This is a genomic window from Acetobacter oryzoeni, from assembly GCF_004014775.2.
Lineage (GTDB): Bacteria > Pseudomonadota > Alphaproteobacteria > Acetobacterales > Acetobacteraceae > Acetobacter > Acetobacter oryzoeni.
In genome coordinates, this window is the sequence record NZ_CP042809.1 from 172,479 (window position 1) to 190,126 (window position 17,648).

18 protein-coding genes and 2 pseudogenes are annotated in these 17,648 nt (G+C 56.1%); 9 read left to right on the forward strand and 11 right to left on the reverse strand.

Annotated features, from left to right (window positions below):
• Nucleotides 1-34: 34 nt before the first annotated feature.
• Nucleotides 35-781, reverse strand: coding sequence for an SDR family oxidoreductase (locus tag EOV40_RS13720; RefSeq protein ID WP_116100387.1), 747 nt, complete (start codon nucleotides 779-781; stop codon nucleotides 35-37).
• A 149-nt stretch (nucleotides 782-930) separates the two neighbouring features.
• Between EOV40_RS13720 and EOV40_RS13725 the strand changes: the two genes are divergently transcribed.
• Nucleotides 931-1,845, forward strand: coding sequence for a helix-turn-helix domain-containing protein (locus EOV40_RS13725; protein ID WP_116100386.1), 915 nt, complete (start codon nucleotides 931-933; stop codon nucleotides 1,843-1,845).
• A 19-nt stretch (nucleotides 1,846-1,864) separates the two neighbouring features.
• Here the strand turns inward: EOV40_RS13725 and EOV40_RS13730 are convergent, their stop codons facing one another.
• Complete coding sequence (locus EOV40_RS13730) at nucleotides 1,865-2,347, reverse strand: DUF2938 family protein (protein WP_003618947.1); 483 nt, start codon at nucleotides 2,345-2,347, stop codon at nucleotides 1,865-1,867.
• Nucleotides 2,348-2,498: 151 nt separating this feature from the next.
• On the opposite strand from EOV40_RS13730, the gene EOV40_RS13735 reads away from it, so the two are divergent.
• Both EOV40_RS13735 and EOV40_RS13740 read left to right on the forward strand, forming a co-directional pair.
• On the forward strand, nucleotides 2,499-2,903 hold the full coding sequence (locus EOV40_RS13735) for an Rrf2 family transcriptional regulator (protein ID WP_238331203.1): 405 nt from the start codon (nucleotides 2,499-2,501) through the stop codon (nucleotides 2,901-2,903).
• Between the two features lie 169 nt (nucleotides 2,904-3,072).
• Nucleotides 3,073-4,152, forward strand: coding sequence for an IS5 family transposase (locus EOV40_RS13740; RefSeq protein WP_128106357.1), 1,080 nt, complete (start codon nucleotides 3,073-3,075; stop codon nucleotides 4,150-4,152).
• A 521-nt stretch (nucleotides 4,153-4,673) separates the two neighbouring features.
• Here the strand turns inward: EOV40_RS13740 and EOV40_RS13745 are convergent.
• Entirely contained in the window at nucleotides 4,674-5,099 is a 426-nt protein-coding gene (locus tag EOV40_RS13745; protein ID WP_116100384.1) for a type II toxin-antitoxin system VapC family toxin, read from the reverse strand.
• Nucleotides 5,096-5,338 (reverse strand): type II toxin-antitoxin system Phd/YefM family antitoxin, encoded by a 243-nt coding sequence (locus tag EOV40_RS13750; protein WP_063355034.1) that lies wholly within the window; start codon nucleotides 5,336-5,338, stop codon nucleotides 5,096-5,098. Before EOV40_RS13750 ends, EOV40_RS13745 begins: the two co-directional genes overlap by 4 nt.
• 452 nt (nucleotides 5,339-5,790) lie before the next feature.
• Here EOV40_RS13750 and tnpA point away from each other — a divergent pair, with 452 nt between their 5' ends.
• The 3 genes from tnpA (at nucleotide 5,791) to tnpC (ending at nucleotide 8,227) form a co-directional block, all read left to right on the forward strand.
• Nucleotides 5,791-6,228 (forward strand): IS66-like element accessory protein TnpA, encoded by a 438-nt coding sequence (gene tnpA, locus EOV40_RS13755; RefSeq protein ID WP_061487123.1) that lies wholly within the window; start codon nucleotides 5,791-5,793, stop codon nucleotides 6,226-6,228.
• Nucleotides 6,225-6,572: an IS66 family insertion sequence element accessory protein TnpB gene (gene tnpB, locus EOV40_RS13760; protein ID WP_061487122.1), complete on the forward strand. Its 348-nt coding sequence runs from the start codon at nucleotides 6,225-6,227 to the stop codon at nucleotides 6,570-6,572. Before tnpA ends, tnpB begins: the two co-directional genes overlap by 4 nt.
• A gap of 65 nt (nucleotides 6,573-6,637) precedes the next feature.
• The gene (tnpC, locus tag EOV40_RS13765) at nucleotides 6,638-8,227 is read left to right on the forward strand and encodes an IS66 family transposase (RefSeq protein WP_128106358.1); all 1,590 of its coding nucleotides are present in this window, start codon (nucleotides 6,638-6,640) and stop codon (nucleotides 8,225-8,227) included.
• Between the two features lie 267 nt (nucleotides 8,228-8,494).
• Here the strand turns inward: tnpC and EOV40_RS13770 are convergent, their stop codons facing one another.
• From EOV40_RS13770 to EOV40_RS15065, 6 genes are all read right to left on the reverse strand, one after another.
• A complete protein-coding gene (locus tag EOV40_RS13770) occupies nucleotides 8,495-9,574 on the reverse strand; it encodes an ArsO family NAD(P)H-dependent flavin-containing monooxygenase (RefSeq protein WP_014095370.1) in 1,080 nt (359 codons plus the stop codon).
• An 8-nt stretch (nucleotides 9,575-9,582) separates the two neighbouring features.
• Entirely contained in the window at nucleotides 9,583-10,281 is a 699-nt protein-coding gene (gene arsH / locus EOV40_RS13775) for an arsenical resistance protein ArsH (protein WP_128106359.1), read from the reverse strand.
• Between the two features lie 23 nt (nucleotides 10,282-10,304).
• A complete protein-coding gene (locus EOV40_RS13780) occupies nucleotides 10,305-11,600 on the reverse strand; it encodes an arsenic transporter (protein WP_014095368.1) in 1,296 nt (431 codons plus the stop codon).
• Nucleotides 11,600-12,022 (reverse strand): arsenate reductase (glutaredoxin), encoded by a 423-nt coding sequence (gene arsC / locus EOV40_RS13785; protein ID WP_014095367.1) that lies wholly within the window; start codon nucleotides 12,020-12,022, stop codon nucleotides 11,600-11,602. Before arsC ends, EOV40_RS13780 begins: the two co-directional genes overlap by 1 nt.
• Nucleotides 12,019-12,372 carry an ArsR/SmtB family transcription factor gene (locus tag EOV40_RS13790; protein ID WP_124298038.1) on the reverse strand — a complete coding sequence of 118 codons (354 nt, stop codon included), beginning with the start codon at nucleotides 12,370-12,372 and terminating at the stop codon, nucleotides 12,019-12,021. Before EOV40_RS13790 ends, arsC begins: the two co-directional genes overlap by 4 nt.
• A gap of 266 nt (nucleotides 12,373-12,638) precedes the next feature.
• Nucleotides 12,639-12,821 (reverse strand): hypothetical protein, encoded by a 183-nt coding sequence (locus EOV40_RS15065; RefSeq protein WP_167506903.1) that lies wholly within the window; start codon nucleotides 12,819-12,821, stop codon nucleotides 12,639-12,641.
• 100 nt (nucleotides 12,822-12,921) lie between these two features.
• Between EOV40_RS15065 and EOV40_RS13800 the strand changes: the two are divergent.
• Nucleotides 12,922-13,293, forward strand: a pseudogene (locus tag EOV40_RS13800) (IS110 family transposase); the annotation flags it as partial.
• A 28-nt stretch (nucleotides 13,294-13,321) separates the two neighbouring features.
• Here the strand turns inward: EOV40_RS13800 and EOV40_RS13805 are convergent.
• Entirely contained in the window at nucleotides 13,322-13,936 is a 615-nt protein-coding gene (locus EOV40_RS13805; RefSeq protein ID WP_010512305.1) for a recombinase family protein, read from the reverse strand.
• Between the two features lie 125 nt (nucleotides 13,937-14,061).
• Here EOV40_RS13805 and EOV40_RS13810 point away from each other — a divergent pair, with 125 nt between their 5' ends.
• Both EOV40_RS13810 and EOV40_RS13815 read left to right on the forward strand, forming a co-directional pair.
• Nucleotides 14,062-16,953 carry a Tn3 family transposase gene (locus EOV40_RS13810; protein WP_099542122.1) on the forward strand — a complete coding sequence of 964 codons (2,892 nt, stop codon included), beginning with the start codon at nucleotides 14,062-14,064 and terminating at the stop codon, nucleotides 16,951-16,953.
• Nucleotides 16,954-16,980: 27 nt separating this feature from the next.
• Nucleotides 16,981-17,646: pseudogene (locus EOV40_RS13815) on the forward strand (IS110 family RNA-guided transposase); the annotation flags it as partial.
• Between the last annotated feature and the right edge of the window lie 2 nt (nucleotides 17,647-17,648).

A 17,648-nucleotide genomic window follows, 5' to 3' on the forward strand; every position in this document is an offset into this window, starting at 1 on the left:
TGACTCCTAAGCTCAGTTGGTAATCAGTTCCTGTTCACCATCCCTGTTCAGTCGGAAGAACAAACAGTTCTGCAACATCCATACGTGCAGGTGATTTCAGAGCAAAAAGGATACTGTCTGCTATGTCCTCGCCCTCGAGAAAGGTCATGGACGCTGCAAGATCATCCATCTGTTTGCGGTAATCAGCATCTGTAATGTGGTCGTAAAGCTCCGATTTTACGGCTCCCGGCTGAATGCAGGTAACGCGGATATTATGCTTTGGTCCGATCTCCATTCTTAGGCCGTCTGAAAACGCTGTCACCGCAGCCTTGGTGGCACAATAAACGGCGAGACCCGTAAAGACCTTCCGGCCTGCAATCGAGGACATGTTAAAAATATGGCCCGAATGCTGTGCGATCATCTGCGGAAGAACGGCTGCCGTTGCATTAAGAACACCCGATATATTTACATCCACCATCTGCTGCCATTCGTCCACTTTCAGGCTGTCAACGCTAGATAGGGGCATTAGGCCCGCATTGTTGACCAGAACATCAATCCTTCCAAATTGGGCAATCAAGCTCTTTGTCGCTTCTTGACACGAGACAAGGTCAGTAACGTCCGTCACCAGAGGAATAGCTCGACCGCCAGCCTTGGTAATCTCACTGACAAGTGCATTCAGGCGATCATGACGACGTGCCGCCAGGCCGACTGTCATTCCTTCTGCTGCAAGTTTGCGCGCTGTTGCCGCACCAATGCCACTGGATGCTCCGGTCACCAGAGCAATTTTTCCTGCAATGTTCATAACCTTCTCCACACAACGAGCCTTCAATCGCCCTTGTTTGTCGAAGGAGGTGTAATTTATGCCAGAAGATATCTCTCTTGGCTTCTTGCTGAAACTATCGCGATTTTGCGCTATAGATAGTCGCGCATGGAAATGAGAGAGTGTAGCAGATGGTTTTGTCCTGCCTTCCTTCTCGGCGTGCTGCCAGTTTGACACTGGAGCAACTTCTCCCCGGGAAGAAAGTCGCGCAAAGTGAAGGGGATGTCTGGAAGGATGTTGACGTCCAGATATTCACTCGCCCGGTACAAGAAGACGAAATTCTTGTACCTGCCGTCGCAGAACCCCTGCTTGTTTGGGTTATCCGCGGAGAAGCAAATATTGAAGAGCGTGAACTGACAGGGCCTTGGGAACAGAGCAAGGCAAGAGCAGGAACATTTTACCTCACGCAGACGGACACACCCTATCTGATGCGGTGGCAGGGCAAGGGAAACACTTGTTTTGAAGTGTTGCATCTCTATCTTGGACTTGAGCTTGTCGATCGAGCTGCCAAGTCATTAAATCTGACTTCATCCCGTATTCGAATGCGGGATGTTTCGGGCGGGGAGGATGCTTTCATATCAGGCATTTTGAGTGGTCTGATAGCTGAAATGCAATCTTCCGTTATTACAAATTCCTTATTTGTAAATGGCCTTCTGGAAAGTCTGACAGTTCATCTTTTAAGACAGTATGCTGATGCCAGAGCTAAGATAAAGCTACGATCCACTCTCTTGCCCACATGGAAACTGCGTAGAGTTCTTGATCATATGGAAGCACATCTGGCTGAGCCATTTGATTTGGATTGTCTTGCTGCTTTGTGCGGCATGAGCCGTTTTCACTTCAGTCGCTCATTCCGTACAACCACGGGACAAACCCCCTCTGGTTGGTTCATGCAGCACCGCGTCCAGAAAGCATCAGAAATGCTTCGTAAGACCAATCTTTCCATTATCGAGATTGCCTTGGGGATCGGATACGACAGTCCAAGTCACTTTGCTCAGGTCTTCCGCAGAGTGACAGGTGTCAGTCCTCGTCACTATAGAAAACTGTAATCACTCTCTGAATAAGGTTTCAGAAAAAACCTTGGTAAAAAAGTTCACCTAAATACAGTCCCATTCCAAAGACAGCATGAGCGCTTATACTGAGAAATAGTCCTTTTCCAGGATTGGGAGCCCTAAGCCCGAAAAAACCGCCGCCCAGAGCAGGTTTCATAAACAGAAAAGGGGCTAAAAGGGTAACAAGTCCGAAGAGTAGACCATTTAGCAGTGTGGGGACTGTCTTTGCTATAACCACCACAAAACTGAGGTACAGTGCGGCATAAACAGCACCAATCAGATAATGAAATGCCCAGCCAACAGTGGCCTCTCCTTTCAGGGAGGGTCTTTTTCCAATCATTGGGTCATAGATCCTGCCGTCACGCCACCCTATGACCCAGCGGCCGGTGACAGACCAGTTGGCTGCAGGAATTCCAGTCAATGGTTTCTGGGCTTGTTGCCAGATATCGGATGCAGCAGTCGCCACGACGCCGACTGTCAGAATTTCGAGCAAATTCATACAGCATGTCCTCGAAGTAAGAGTGTTCGCGCACACTTTCATGTCACTTTTCGAGTTTCATGATATACTGACGAAATCGCACTCTAGCAACACATGAAGTTACATGAGACAAGATAACAGATTATCCTGTGTGCTCCACGTACTCCTGCATATGGCAGAAGCAGGTGGTCCCATGACGTCAGAAGCCCTAGCTCGCGCCCTTAACACCAACCCCGTGGTTGTGCGACGTCTTATGGGCGGTCTGCGTGAGCATGGATATGTGCACTCCGAGAAAGGACATGGCGGGGGGTGGACGCTTTCATGCCAGTTGGATCGGGTAACGCTGCGAGATATTTACGAGGCTCTTGATGCCCCAAGATTATTCGCCATAGGGAACCGGAGTGAAAAGACTGAATGCCTTGTTGAGGAAGCCGTTAACGATGCAATGAGTGGCGTCCTTGCGGATGCTACGGCCCAACTTCTCGCGCGTTTTGGCCAGATTACACTTGCAGCGCTTCATGCCGACTTCCATCAGAGGCTAGCAGCGCGCCATGCTCCGGCCACGCTCTGCAAGTAGACCAAGGACTGATGGCCAGGATTGATGCTGACCTTGTGCCTCCCGGAATTCAGATGTCGCAAACAGTGAGTGGTTTAAGCTACATGACGTGGAGGGTTCGAAAAACCTCTTGGCTCTGAGCTATTTTGTGTGATTCCATTTCTTCGGCGTTGATTGGGGATGGTGGAAGATGAAGCAGACCGGTTTCTTTGATGTTGAAGAGCGGCTGGCGCATCTGAGCGGGCTGGGGGATCAGCTCGAAGCCTTTTCCCAGACTGTGGATTTTGAGGTGTTCCGCCCTGATCTGGAGAAGGCTGTGGCGTATTCGGATGGAAGTAAAGGGGGTCGTCCTCCATTTGATGCGGTGCTGATGTTCAAGATCCTGGTGATCCAGACGTTGAACAATTTGTCTGATGAACGGACGGAATACCTGATCAACGACCGTCTCTCCTTCATGCGCTTTCTGGGATTGGGGCTGTCGGACCGTGTGCCTGATGCCAAAACGGTGTGGCTGTTTCGCGAGCGTCTGACACAGGCGTGTGCCATTGAAAGACTGTTTGACCGATTTGATGCGACCCTGCGCAACGCCGGCTATCTCCCGATGTCGGGCCAGATCCTGGATGCCACACTTGTGGCCGCTCCAAAGCAGCGCAATACCAACGCTGAGAAAACGGATCTCCGGGCAGGGCGTATCCCCGAAGACTGGCAGGACAAACCCGCAAAGCTGTCCCACAAGGACCGCCATGCACGCTGGACATTAAAGTTCACGAAGGCGAAGCGGCAGGACGATGGGACGATCCCCGCAACGGATCTCGCCATCCCGTTCTTTGGCTACAAATCCCACGTCTCCATCGACCGGAAGTTTCGGTTCATCCGGAAATGGAAGACGACGGATGCCGCCGCCAGTGATGGTGCGCGATTGAGAGAGGGGCTGCTGGATAAAACCAATACGGCCTCAAGCGTTTGGGCTGACACGGCCTATCGCTCAAAAGCCAATGAGGATTCCATGGAAAAGCATGGCTTTGTCTCGAAGGTTCACAGGAAAAAGCCTCATTTCAAGCCCATGCCACGACATATCCAGAGATCGAATGCAGGAAAGTCCGTGATCCGATCCCGCGTCGAGCATGTCTTTGCTGACCAGAAGTCACAGACCGGACTATTCATCCGAACTGTCGGTATCACCCGGGCCACAATGAGGATCGGGCTGGCCAATATCGTCTACAACATGCGCCGCTTCCTCTTCCTCGAAAGGTTGAACGCGAGCGCGTAGTTATCCAGCAGGGAAGGCAGTTCCCGATCTGCTCAAAACGCAGAGCGAATGTTACTTCAAGAACCGTAAATCAAATCGCCAAAAGCTCAAAATCAAGAGCCAGGCGCATCAACCAACGGTTCTTCGATCCCTCCACCTAATTAAGGAATTTCGACAAACCTTGTCGAAAACGAGAAGATAATGTTAATTCGAATGCTGTTTTATCAGTGAGTTATGAATCCATTTAATATGGATAATATTCTATTTGGCCGAGAAAAAACCACTGATTAGTGATAAAAACAGCAAGTGAAATTTGAGCTCTTATTTTATAGCGTTTATGTCGGCGATGGGGCGGGGAGTGGCATGCCTGCTTTAATTCTGTTAAAAAGATCGCGACAGAGCTTCTATGCAGCAATCAGGTCCGATATTGCAACATTTAGAATGCTGTAATCGTGGAGAATTTTCATTCCTGATTGCATATGAAATTCTAACCGGGCACCTCGACCTGACTTTTCCAACAGACTTCTCCAATAACAAACAAATTACAGTAATTCTGTCCTAAGACCGACATGAGGTCCTGCCTCAGCGAGGCGTCGATCCAGAGTGCATAACGTCGCTCCATGATCTGCGCAGACTGCGAGATGTAAAGCATCACCTGCTCGCAGCCCCAAAGTATATTGATCTGAGAAACGAGCTGCCGTTTTGAACTGCTGGGTGGTTACAGGCAGAAGTTCGAAGCTTTCAGCGGAAAGGCGGGTGAATAGGGCTAAAGCATTTGCACGATCGGTCACTGTGATCTGTGCTGTCCGTAGCTTGATTGAAAGTGCTGAAGAGAATTCAGTAGCAACCCAGTCACTGATAAACAAATCTTGTGGAGCTTGTCTGGCAAGCCACGACTGCATCCGCTCTGTCTCGGCTTCGTTGGTCAGCGCCGCAACCAGCACGGATGTGTCGATATAGACGTTCAATATCGTGCCTCGTCGCGCATATCCCGCATCATATCTCTTGCTGGTACTGTCTGGGGTGTCATGTTTGCCGTTAGAGCGCGTAAAGCATTCAAGTTTATAGGTCTACGCTCGCGTGTAATCTTGTTGATCTGTGCAATAACCTTTCCTCGACGCATAATGCGAACAGGCTCGCCCTGCATTGCCTGATCAATCAGGCGACTGAGGTGGGCTTTTGCATCTACCAAATTCACAGTCTGCATATCACACTCCTGACTACTAAACTGGTCACTTTATAGCATGAACATTCTTTTCAGTGTATCAAAATTCAGCCGAGATCAGCCGACTTACCGAGTGAATGTCCTCTTACAAAGAATTCTGTTGAAAAAAGTCGTTTACTGTGAGGAGAATCTGGCGCCATTTGGGCCCTTAATTGCAGTCAATCTAATTTGAGCCTCTGTTTGAGGCGAATGAACCACTCACGGCAGACAATTATATGGTCTGGCTTGCACCCCAAGGTGAGAATACGGGGCGACGGATCGTCACCGCACCGTTTGGCTTGTAGCCTCTTGTGTCTATTTATCATCAATCAGTGGATTTTTATCATTATCTTCTGCATTTTTATCGCGATTAAGTGGTTTTTTCGGCGACAAAAACGTAAGGTTCCGGTGTGAGACGCCTTGTTGAGTTTATGGAGTGATGATGTGCTCTGTTCATGACAAAGCGATCAGAACAGAGAGATGCTTGTGTCGCAGCGACATTCGCTGCGACAGCATCGTGCGCCCCTCAACCGGTTATTGAAATTGTTGGCGAACGGCGTCGTGCCTATGATGACACGTTCAGGCGTCGGGTTGTGCTGGCGTCCTATGAAGCCGGTCAGTCAGTCCGTGCTATTGCGCGCCAGTTTGGTGTCCATGTCAGCGTCGTTTACCGATGGCGGCAGAAACTGGGTTTCGTAACCCCGTCTGCTAAAGAGCAGCTTTCTTTTGTGCCGGTTCATGTGACATCCCCTGTTGAAGGGCTGGGAGGAAACCCGTCCTGCAGGAGTGGACATGAAGCCAGCATTCTTTTCCCTGGTGGCGAGAAGCTGATGGTTGACAGCCGGATCGCGATTGAAGATCTGCGTAAACTCCTTCAGGTTTTACGCTCATGATCCATCTTCCCTCTGGCCTGAAGATATGGCTGGCGGCGGGGACGACAGACATGCGCCTTGGCATGCCCGGTCTGGCTTTGAAAGTTCAACAGTTTCTGGGGAAAGACCCCTATGTTGGTGATGTTTTTGTCTTCCGGGGTCGGCGCGGCGATCTGGTAAAACTGATCTGGCATGACGGGATTGGACTGTCGCTTTATGCGAAACGGATTGAACGTGGGTATTTTATCTGGCCCTCGGCAAAGGACGGGGCCCTCCATCTGAGTGCCTCACAATTAAGTTGCCTTCTCGAAGGGATCGACTGGCGTAATCCGCAGAAAACATGGCGGCCTGAACTGGCGGGATAACAAAAAGGGGAGCGGGTGTCATAGTCCTGTACCCTTTTGAACGGTTTTATGCTGAACTGTTTTTCATGACGGGAAGCATGGATGACATGACGGTTTTACGTGCGGCACTTGCTGCCGCCGAGGCGCGTGCCCGTGCCGCCGAAACCCGGGCCACAGACGCTGAAGCCCGAGCAGTCAGCGCCGAAGCCCAGATTGCCCATCTTAAACATCTTATTGCGCGGATGCGTCAGGACCGCTTCGGGGCATCCTCGGAACGGGGGCGGCGCCTGCTGAACCAGCTGGAACTTGAGCTGGAGGAGCTGGAAACAACGCAAGCCGAAGACACGTCCGAAAATGCGGCGGACCCCGCTGTCCGCGCAACAGCACCGCGGAATAACCGCGGTCGGCAACCCTTACCCGCCGACCTGCCCCGTGAACGGGTGGTTCTTCCTGCGCCAACACAGTGTCCGTGCTGTGGCGGGACGCGCCTGAGTAAACTGGGCGAAAGTATCACTGAGACGCTGGAAGTGATCCCACGCCAGTTCAAGGTCATCCAGACAGTACGGGAGAAGTTCACCTGCCGGGACTGCGAGAGCATCACCCAGCCACCAGCGCCTTTCTACCCGATTGCACGGGGGCGTGCAGGGCCAGAACTGCTGGCGGGTATTCTGTGTGACAAGTATCTTCAGCATCTGCCTCTGAACCGGCAGAGTGATGCCTTTGCGCGCGAAGGGATTGATCTTGATACCTCCACTCTGGCCGACTGGGTAGGAGCCTGCACTGCAACGCTGGCCCCTCTGAACGCGCTGATCCGGGCACATGTGCTGGCAGCCCAGCGTCTGCATGCGGACGACACCACAGTGCCGGTACTGGCGAAGGGGCGCACCGTGACCGGACGATTGTGGAATTATGTGCGCGACGATGCCCCATTTGGCGGTCTTGCGCCCCCAGCCGTGTGGTTCCGCTACTCCCGAGACCGTAAAGGTGAACATCCGGCCGACCATCTCACCGGCTGGACCGGAATCCTGCAATCAGACGCCTATGGCGGATACACCCACCTGGCAAAGCCGGGACGTCAGCCCGCGCCTGTTGTTCCGGCCGGCTGCTGGGCGCATGGACGCCGGGGACTGTTCAAGATTGCCGAAAAGGACAAGGCGCCACTCGCCATAGAGGCGGTGCGCCGGATCGACGCCATATTCGACGCCGAACGCGCGATCAACGGCAGTTCCGCCGCACATCGGCTGGATATCCGCAAGGAGAGCATCGCCCCGCTGGTCGAGGAGTTGCTCGACTGGATGCGCGATACCTGCCGGCGCATGTCGTCTAAAAACCCCGTTGCCCAGGCAATGAACTATATTCTCAGACGGGTCGATACATTCACGGTATTTCTTGAAGACGGTCGGATCTGTCTGACGAATAATGCGGCGGAACGTGCAATCCGCAGTATCGCACTGGGGAGAAAAGCCTGGCTGTTCGCAGGCTCCGATCGTGGCGGTGAAAGAGCCGCCGCCATGTATTCCCTCGTCGTCACCTGCCGCATCAACGAGGTCAATCCTCAGGCATGGCTCGCCGATGTGCTCGCCCGCATCAACGACACTCCCAACCCACGCCTCCATGAACTCCTGCCCTGGCATTGGAAACCCATTGCTCAAGGCGAGAATAACATCGCTGCCTGATCCCGCCCGCGTCTCTCACCGGATGGTTACACAAAAACGGCAGTCAGCGGCGGATTATCATTATCTTCTGGTTTTCGACAACAAATGTCGAAATTCCTTAATTAAGTTAGTCAATACTCCGATATTTCAGCACGTTATTGATTCCCTTAATTAGGCGAATATTCCTTATTAAAGCGAAAAGTATCTTTAATTATGTTAAAGATTGCATCGACATTTTTGTAAGGGGACAGTCTGCTTTCGCCTCATGTCGGTCGTAAAGAGAGTCGCTCAAGGTTTTGGTAAGCGGACACCCTGTGCCGGTGACGCAAGCCAGGCCGCCAGTTGTCGGACCATGGATCGCGCGACACGGCCCGCCCCCAGCAGGGTGGCGCATGCGGGGCCGCACCAGGAGCCATAACCCAGCAGCCAGAGACGTGGCTCCCTGACGGCCTGCTGCCCGTTAACGCGGATCAACCCGTCCGGCTCGATCACATCGAGTGGTGCAAATGCAGAGAGTGCAGGACGGAAGCCGGTACACCAGATGATCGCGTCGATGGCTTCTTCCCGCCCATCGGGCCAGACGACGCCCCTTGCCGTCATACGTACGAACGGACGCAGCGCGTGAAGCACGCCTCGCTCCCTGGCGGCGCGCACAGGCGGTACCATAACGATATCGCCAAAGCCGCCGGTGGGCATGGCCGACGGGCCGCCGAGAACCCGAGCGGTCGCCCGCTCGAACAGGACCCGTCCGTCCACGTCATCGGGCAGGAAGACGGGGTCATGCAGCGTGACCCATGTTGCCTGGGCGACAAGGGACAGCTCCGCCATAATCTGCGCACCGGAGTTGCCCCCACCCACCACGAGCACACGCTGGCCGGTAAAAGGTGCCGCTTTACAATAATGGGAGGAATGGATTTGCGCCCCAGAAAATAACCTTTGGCCCGGATAATCGGGAACAAAGGGTGCAGACCATGTGCCGGTCGCCCCGATGACAGCGCGGCTGAGGAAATCACCCGCGTTCGTTCGGACATTCAGGAATTTCTGGTCAGCGCGTTCCACACGTCGGACCGTCACAGGACGGCGGATCGGCGGCGCATAGCGCGCCTCGTAGCGGTGCAGATAGTCAAGTACCTCGTCGCGGGTAGGGTAGCTGCCATCGGGCGTGTCGGGCATCGGCCAGCCGGGGAGCGAACTGTAGGACGCGGGCGAGAACAGATGCAGGGAGTCCCAGCCATGCACCCACGCACCACCCGCCTGCGTCCCGTTATCGAGAATGACGTAACGCAGCCCGGTCCGTCGTAGAAAATACGATGCGGCGAGTGCCGCCTGACCACCGCCCACGATCACAACATCGAACTGTTCCGCCATTGCCCGGCTCACAGGCTTTCCGGGAGACGGAATTCCGTCTTCCGTTCGCTATAGCGGTCCACAAGGTAGTCGGCCCGGTCGCGCAACAGCGATGTGAACTTCATCAGTTCCTCCATGACATCCACCATCCGGTCATAGAGGGGGGACGGCTTCATGCGGTCATCGTCACCGAACTGCGTATAGGCCATTGGTACGCTGGACTGGTTGGGGATGGTGAACATCCGCATCCACCGCCCCAGCACCCGCAGGGCATTGACGGAATTGAAGCTCTGCGACCCACCCGAAACCTGCATGACCGCCAGCGTGCGGCCCTGCGTCGGGCGGATCGAGCCTTCGGTCAGAGGCAGCCAGTCGATCTGGTTTTTGAATACTGCCGTCATGTTGCCGTGCCGTTCAGGGCTGCACCAGACCTGGCCTTCAGACCAGATCGAGAGTTCCCGCAGTTCCCGCACCTTCGAATGACTTGCGGGCACGGAATCCGCTACCGGCAGGCCGGTCGGGTCGAACACCCGTGTCTCGGCCCCCAGTACCTTCAGGATGCGTTCTGCCTCAAGCACCAGCAACCGGCTGAAGGATCGGGGACGCAAAGAGCCATAGAGCAGCAGGATACGCGGCGGATGGTCCACACGCGGTTGCGGTTCCAGCCGCGCGAGATCGACCCGTTCAAGATATTCGGGGTGGAGGGCCGGCAAGTCAGGTTCGGTCATTGTGATATTGGTCCATTCGTGCATTACGAGTGGCTGATCCAGGGCAACCACAGGGACAGCGCCGCGAGTGTGACCAGCAGGACGGGCGGGGTGATCGCCAGTCCAACTTTCATATACTGCCCCCATGTGACCCGATGGTTCCTGGATGCCAGCACATGCAGCCACAGCAGTGTTGCGAGACTACCAATCGGCGTGAATTTTGGTCCGAGGTCGCAGCCGATGACGTTGGCATAGATCATCAGGTCGCGTGTCAGCGGCGTGATGTCGTGAGCCTGCTGGATCGCCAGCGCCCCGACCAGCACACTCGGCATATTGTTCATGATGGACGACAGAACAGCCGCCAGAAAGCCGGTGCCGATGGTGGCCGTGAACGTCCCTTGATGACCGAGCCAGACCAGTGCGGTCGCAAGATAGTTGGTCAGCCCGGCATTGCGCAGTCCATACACCACCAGATACATGCCCAGGGAGAAGATCACGATCTGCCACGGGGCGCCCCGCAGCACCTTGCGAACAGCGATCACCCGGCCATACCCGGCGACGAGTAACAGGGTTCCGGCGGCCAGGCAGGCTACGACACAGACCGGGATATGAAACGGCGCTGTCAGGAAATAGGCCGCCAGAACGAGGGCCAGTAGCGGAAATGCCGCCCGGAATACATGAGGGTCACGAATGGCCGTGGCAGGTGCGGGCAGTTCGGCGACGGGATAGGTCGCAGGCACCTGCCGTCGATACCACAGCCACAGGACGGCAAGCGTTGCACCAAGGGCTACCAGATCGACAGGGACCATGATCGCGGCATAGCGATCGAACGCAATGCCGAAGAAATTCGCGCTGACAATGTTCACCAGATTGGAAATCACCAGCGGCAGGCTGGTGGTATCGGCGACGAAGCCCGTGGCGACAATAAAGGCCAGGGCCGCAGCAGGACTGAGGCGGAGTTGAGTGAGGATGGCGATGACAATGGGCGTGAGCAGCAGGGCCGCGCCGTCATTGGCGAAAACCGCTGCAATGGCCGCTCCCAGCACCACGATCAGCGGGAATAGCGTCCGGCCTCGCCCTTTGCCCCAGCGCACGACGTGCAGGGCGGCCCAATGGAAGAACCCGGCCTCATCCAGCAACAGCGAGATGACGATCAGCGCGATAAAGGTGAAGGTCGCGTCCCAGACGATGTGCCAGACGACGGGGATGTCGTGCCAGTGGATCACACCAGTTGCCAGAGCCACGGCGGCACCTGCCATTGCGCTCCAACCGATACCCAGCCCCCGAGGCTGCCAGATGACAAAAACGAGCGTGACAACGAAAATCAGAAGAGCCAGCATCAGGAGATCCGCTTACCGGATTCATCGACGATCTTCTCGCCATCCTCTTTGACGAAAGCACCCCGCTGCGGGTTGGGCAGGATGTCCAGAACCGCCTCGGACGGACGACAGAGTGCCGCACCCAGCGGGGTGACGACGATCGGCCGGTTCATCAAGATTGGGTGTGCGATCATGGCATCGATCAGCGCGTCATCGCTCAGGGCCGGATTATCGAGGCCGAGTTCGTGAAAGGGCGTGCCCTTTTCCCGCAGGACCGAGCGCACCGGAACGCCCATACGGGCAATCAGACTGACCAGTTCCTCACGACTGGGAGGCGTTTTCAGATACTCAATAATGCGAGGTTCCTCGCCGCTGTTGCGGATCAGTGCCAGCACGTTGCGCGACGTGCCGCAGGCTGGGTTGTGGTAGATCGTGATGGTCATGAGCAGGATTCCCGGGATGGGCAGCAGGAGGACAGGGTCGCGATCAGGGGCGCGCAGAGCTCGGGGCTGCCCGCACAGCAGTCCCTGACGAGGAAAAGCATCAGGTCCCGCAGGCTCGGAAGACAGGCGCGATAGACGATCAGCCGGCTATGGCGTTGCGAGGTCAGCAGACCGGCACGGGCCAGGGTGGCGAGATGGGCCGAGATCGTGTTTTGCGGGACATCGAGGTGCCGCGCGACGTCTCCGGCGGGCAGGCCGTCCGGTTCGTGGCGCACCAGCAGGCGGAAGATCTCCAGCCGTGTGGACTGCGACAGGGCGCTCAGGGCAGCGAGGGCGGATTCTGTATCCATATATCCTTGTTTGTGGATATATTGTCGTAAGTCAAGCTATCCTATGTGAGGAAACGGAGATCACGACTGTCGGCTTCCTCAATTTTTCCGCTCAGACCAGACATTCCGCTTACTCCCTAAACTGTCTGTCGGCTCAGCAGAAACAGAGCAGACAGGCGGTAGTCGCCTACATGTCGGACATAAAAGTGGGTTGGCTCGCCTTTCGCATAGCGGACATAGTCCGCGCAGTCCCCCGCTATCACTTGGAGCCGAGAGTGGGGTGATCGTTATGGGAAATAACCAGCAAGAATACAGGCGCTTAGGTTGGCCGTAGCAAGACCGCCCAAAGCCACTGGGCAGGGAGCATAAATCATTTGGATCGGGCAACGATACTTTCGGTTTTCGGCCTTGACACGATGATGTTCGGTGCGGGCGGCAATCCAGATTTTCTGGACAGCGTCAAGATTCATGAAGGCAATTCCGAACCCACCCAGATGGGGTGGACGGCCTCCCTGCGGCATCAATGTGCCATGATGGAGGTTCACTGACCATCAGGAGGAGACCGCCCGTATGAAAGCTAGCATAATTGGCCTTGATATTGCCAAATCCGTTTTTCAGGCTCATGGGGCTGACGCAATTGGAAAGTGCGTTTTCAAGCGCAAGCTTGGTCGCAGTGAAGTTTCAGCATTTTTTGCAAAACTTGACCCATGTGAAGTTGTTCTGGAAGCCTGCGGGTCAGCTCATTACTGGGCACGGGTGATCAGCAGGATTGGTCATGATGTCAGACTGGTTCCTCCTGATCGGGTCAAATCATTTGTCAAAAAAGGCAAGAAAAATGACGCTGTTGATGCGGCTGCGATCTGCATGGCGGCGACTCATCCTGATACGATGTGTGTTCCGATCAAGAGCGAAGAGCAGCAAGGTGTCTTGTCACTGCATTCTGGGGTCGTTTGCGGGAGGGGGCGAAATCCTACGCTAAGCTGAGAACGCGCTTCCCATAATCCCTGAGCTCGCCCTTCGGTCCGACATATCTGTATAGAGTGACGCGCTCGATCCCGAGTTCCTTGCACAGATCGGAAACAGACGTGTCGCGCTGCGCCATGGCGGCCTGGGCGAGACGCACCTGTGCTTTGGTCAGGGCGAATTTTCGCCCTCCCTTTCGTCCGCGCGCTCTGGCTGCGGCAAGGCCAGCCATGGTGCGCTCGCGGATCAGATCCCGCTCGAACTCGGCCAGAGTGGCAAAGATACCGAACACCATGCGGCCGGATGCGGTCGTGGTGTCGATCTGAGCGCCTTTTCCGGTCAGCACACGCAGGCCGATCCTGCGGTCTGACAGATCCTTCACGGTGTTGACCAGGTGGGCGAGCGAGCGCCCGAGGCGATCGAGTTTCCAGACCACCAGCACATCGCCGTCGCGCAAGGATTTGAGGCATGCAGCTAAGCCGGGCCGATCATCGCGGCTACCGGATGCACGATCATCATAAATATTACCTGGCTCGATACCGGCGGCACGCAGGGCGTCGTGCTGGAGGTCGAGGGATTGGGAACCATCGGCTTTGGAGACGCGGGCATATCCGATCAGCATGTTTCTTAAACGTTGGTTTGAAGCGGTGACGAACATGAGCACATAAGCTTGCACTATTGTGTATCTTAACCAGCATCGCAATCAAACTATCTCAAACCTTACCTTGGAAAGAATAAGGAGCATGTATGCCGCGTCGCGTGACCCTGACCGATCGACAGCGCGAGGCGCTGTTTCACTTACCGGTCGATCAAGGTGATCTGCTGCGGCACTATACCCTTAGCGATGAGGATCTCGGGCATATCCGCCAGCGCCGGCGCGCCCACAACCGTTTCGGCTTCGCGCTGCAACTGTGCGTCCTGCGCTACCCGGGCCGGGTACTCACCCCTGGCGAGCTGATCCCGGCACAGGTATCGGATTTCATCGCGGCCCAGCTCGGGCTGAGCCGTGACGATCTACTCCTCTATGCCGCGCGCGAGGAGACCCGGCATGAGCATCTGGCGGACCTACGCCGGATCTACGGCTATCGCTCCTTTTCGGGGCGGGGCGCACGGGATTTGCGCGATTGGATCGCTCGGGAAGCCGAGGCGGCGACATCGAATGAGGATCTTGCCCGTCGCTTCGTTGCAGAGTGTCGCCGCACCCGCACAATCCTTCCCGGTTTCTCAACGATTGAGCGCCTTTGTGCCGATGCACTGGTCAAGGCCGAACGCAGGATCGAAGATCGTATCGCCCATCGCATAACACCAGCCCTGAGCGAGAATTTGGCTCATCTGTTAGAGAATACGGTGGATGGTCGCATCACCCGCTTCGTATGGCTGCGACAGTTCGAAGTTGGCGCAAATTCGGCGGCGGCCAATCGGCTGATGGATCGACTGGAATATCTCCACAAGTTCGATCTTCCGGCAGATTTGCTGGACGGCGTTCCCGCGCATCGTGTGACCCGCCTTCGCCGGCAGGGCGAGCGCTATTACGCCGACGGCATGCGCGATCTGCCCGAAGGCAGGCGGCTTGCAATCCTCGCTGTCTGCACCATGGAATGGCGGTCATCTCTGGCTGATGTCATCGTGGAGACCCACGATCGCATCGTAGGCCGTCTCTATCGGGTCTCCGAACGCCTTTGCAGCACCAAGATCGCCGACGAAAAGGCGGCCGTTCGGGACACGCTGAAGTCTTTTGCTGAAATCGGTGGTGCTTTGCTTGGAGCGCAGGACGATGGCGCATCCCTGGACGGGATAATCACCACCGGTCCAGGCTGGGAACGGTTCAGAACCCTTGTCGCCACGGCCTCTGCGTTGACCAATGTGCTCGCTGCCGACCCGCTCAGCCGTGTGCTGGACGGCTATCATCGCTTCCGCCTCTATGCGCCCAGGATGCTGCGCCTGCTCGACATGCAGGCGGCGCCGATTGCCAAGCCTCTTCTGACGGCTATCGCGCTGCTACAGAGCGGGATCAAATCCGATCCTCCTATGGATTTTCTACGTCCCAACTCCAAATGGCATCGCCATCTTCGCGCTGCGCCCGCCGGCGACTACCGACTTTGGGAAATCGCGGTGCTGTTCCATATCCGCGACGCTTTCCGGTCCGGCGATATATGGCTGGCAAAATCGCGCCGCTATGGCGACCTCAAGCAGATCCTGGTCCCGCCACAGGCGATAGAGCAGACCGCGCGGTTCGCTGTGCCGCTGCAACCCGGCGAATGGCTTGCCGAGCGCAGGGCTCGACTGGATACACAACTGAAGGCGCTTGGCCGCGCGGCGCGAACCGGTACGATCCCAGGCGGCATCATCGAGAACGGCAAGCTGCACATCGACAAGCTGAAGGCTGACACACCCGAAGGCACTGAGGATCTCGTACTCGATCTCTATCAACAGCTCCCGTCCACGAGGATCACCGATTTGTTGCTGGAAGTCGATGAGCGAACCGGATTCTCCGAGGCTTTCACGCATCTGCGCACTGGCGTGCCTTGCCGCGACCATATCGGCCTGATGAACGTGTTGTTGGCGGAAGGCGTCAATCTTGGTCTACGCAAGATGGCAGCGGCGACCAATACGCACAGCTTCTGGGAATTGCTGCGGATCGCACGCTGGCATGTCGAAGGCAGCGCCTATGATCGGGCGCTCGCCATGATCGTGGAAGCCCATGCCGCTCTGCCTATGTCCGCCTTCTGGGGACAAGGGAAATCCGCATCCAGCGACGGGCAGTTCTTCCTTGCTACCGAGCAGGGCGAAGCGATGAATCTGATCAACGCGAAATATGGCAACGTCCCAGGCCTCAAGGGATACAGCCATGTGTCCGATCAATATGCACCCTTCGCTACCCAGGTCATCCCAGCAACGGTCAGCGAGGCACCTTATATACTCGATGGGCTGCTCATGAATGACGCAGGCCGCCGCGTCCGCCAGCATTTTGCCGACACGGGTGGCTTTACCGATCATGTGTTCGCCGCCAGCTCCTTGCTCGGCTACAGGTTCGCACCGCGTATCCGAGATCTCTCTCAGAAAAGACTCTATGCCTTCACGCCCAACGCGACGCCCGCCAATGTGCGAGCGCTGGTTGGCGGCAAAATCAATGAACCGCTCATCGAGCGCAACTGGCCCGACATCCTGCGCGTCACGGCAACGATCGCAGCGGGCATCGTCGCCCCCAGCCAGATTCTTCGCAAGCTCGCTTCCTACCCGCGCCAGAATGAGCTGGCCCTCGCATTGCGGGAGATCGGTCGCATCGAGCGCACCCTGTTCATGATCGACTGGATTCTCGACGCCGGTCTCCAGCGCCAGGCTCAGATCGGTCTCAACAAGGGCGAGGCCCATCATGCCCTCAAGCGCGCCATCAGCTTCCATCGTCGAGGTGAGATACGCGACCGCTCAGGCGAAGGGCAGCACTATCGTATTGCCGGCATGAACCTGCTCGCCGCCATCATCATCTTCTGGAACACCATGAAACTCGGGGAGGTCGTGGACAGACGCGCCGTGGACGGCATCATCATCCCGCCTGATCTCCTCGCCCATGTCTCACCGCTGGGATGGGAACACATCAACCTCACCGGCGAATATCGCTGGCCTAAATCCTTAGCGTAGGATTTCGCCCCCTCCCGCAAACGACCCCATTCCACCCGTGCTCTTCTGGTCAAACAGCAGACCATGTTGAGTAATGCGTTACGGGCTCTTGCTTCCGAGTTCGGGCTGATTGCCCCTCTGGGCACACGCCGGCTGCCAGTGCTGATGGCAAAAATAGAGGCATCAGCAGACCTGCCTGCTGCCATGAAGCAGAGTGCCATGTTGTTATTTGAGCATTACGAAAAAGTCGCTCAGAGCATTGATGCTTTGGAAGGGCAGATCCGGGCTCGTGCAAAAAACGATGATGATGCGCGTCGGCTGATGACCATTCCCGGGGTAGGTCCCATAACGGCTTCCATGATTGTCGCCTCGGTCGCGGATATTGGCTCCTTCGCCTCTGCGCGCCATTTTGCCGCATGGCTTGGGCTTGTGCCTCGTCAGCATTCTACAGGTGGTAAAACCCGTCTGGGAAGGATTACCAAAGCGGGCAACCGGCAGATAAGAACATTGCTGGTTCTTGGCGCCACGGCCATGCTTCATCGTGCCCAGAAGTGGGAGAGCGCTGCGGGTCAGTGGTTATGCGAACTCATGGCGCGTCGTCCAAGGCGTCTGGCAACAGTCGCACTTGCCAATAAAATGGCTCGTATCATCTGGGTCCTGTTGTCACGCAAAGAGATCTATCGTCCGATTGGGCACAGTGTTGCCGCAGCCTGATC

What these genes read in the sequence shown, in the direction of transcription:
- EOV40_RS15065 (WP_167506903.1), bottom strand. Translation starts at nt 12,821, where the DNA reads ATGAATCTTGACGCTGTCCAGAAAATCTGGATTGCCGCCCGCACCGAA.
- arsC (WP_014095367.1), bottom strand. Translation starts at nt 12,022, where the DNA reads ATGACCATCACGATCTACCACAACCCAGCCTGCGGCACGTCGCGCAAC.
- EOV40_RS13720 (WP_116100387.1), bottom strand. Translation starts at nt 781, where the DNA reads ATGAACATTGCAGGAAAAATTGCTCTGGTGACCGGAGCATCCAGTGGC.
- tnpC (WP_128106358.1), top strand. Translation starts at nt 6,638, where the DNA reads ATGACGGGAAGCATGGATGACATGACGGTTTTACGTGCGGCACTTGCT.
- EOV40_RS13730 (WP_003618947.1), bottom strand. Translation starts at nt 2,347, where the DNA reads ATGAATTTGCTCGAAATTCTGACAGTCGGCGTCGTGGCGACTGCTGCA.
- EOV40_RS13810 (WP_099542122.1), top strand. Translation starts at nt 14,062, where the DNA reads ATGCCGCGTCGCGTGACCCTGACCGATCGACAGCGCGAGGCGCTGTTT.
- EOV40_RS13780 (WP_014095368.1), bottom strand. Translation starts at nt 11,600, where the DNA reads ATGCTGGCTCTTCTGATTTTCGTTGTCACGCTCGTTTTTGTCATCTGG.
- EOV40_RS13790 (WP_124298038.1), bottom strand. Translation starts at nt 12,372, where the DNA reads ATGGATACAGAATCCGCCCTCGCTGCCCTGAGCGCCCTGTCGCAGTCC.
- tnpA (WP_061487123.1), top strand. Translation starts at nt 5,791, where the DNA reads ATGACAAAGCGATCAGAACAGAGAGATGCTTGTGTCGCAGCGACATTC.
- EOV40_RS13725 (WP_116100386.1), top strand. Translation starts at nt 931, where the DNA reads ATGGTTTTGTCCTGCCTTCCTTCTCGGCGTGCTGCCAGTTTGACACTG.
- EOV40_RS13735 (WP_238331203.1), top strand. Translation starts at nt 2,499, where the DNA reads ATGGCAGAAGCAGGTGGTCCCATGACGTCAGAAGCCCTAGCTCGCGCC.
- EOV40_RS13740 (WP_128106357.1), top strand. Translation starts at nt 3,073, where the DNA reads ATGAAGCAGACCGGTTTCTTTGATGTTGAAGAGCGGCTGGCGCATCTG.
- EOV40_RS13805 (WP_010512305.1), bottom strand. Translation starts at nt 13,936, where the DNA reads ATGCTGATCGGATATGCCCGCGTCTCCAAAGCCGATGGTTCCCAATCC.
- EOV40_RS13770 (WP_014095370.1), bottom strand. Translation starts at nt 9,574, where the DNA reads ATGGCGGAACAGTTCGATGTTGTGATCGTGGGCGGTGGTCAGGCGGCA.
- tnpB (WP_061487122.1), top strand. Translation starts at nt 6,225, where the DNA reads ATGATCCATCTTCCCTCTGGCCTGAAGATATGGCTGGCGGCGGGGACG.
- EOV40_RS13750 (WP_063355034.1), bottom strand. Translation starts at nt 5,338, where the DNA reads ATGCAGACTGTGAATTTGGTAGATGCAAAAGCCCACCTCAGTCGCCTG.
- arsH (WP_128106359.1), bottom strand. Translation starts at nt 10,281, where the DNA reads ATGACCGAACCTGACTTGCCGGCCCTCCACCCCGAATATCTTGAACGG.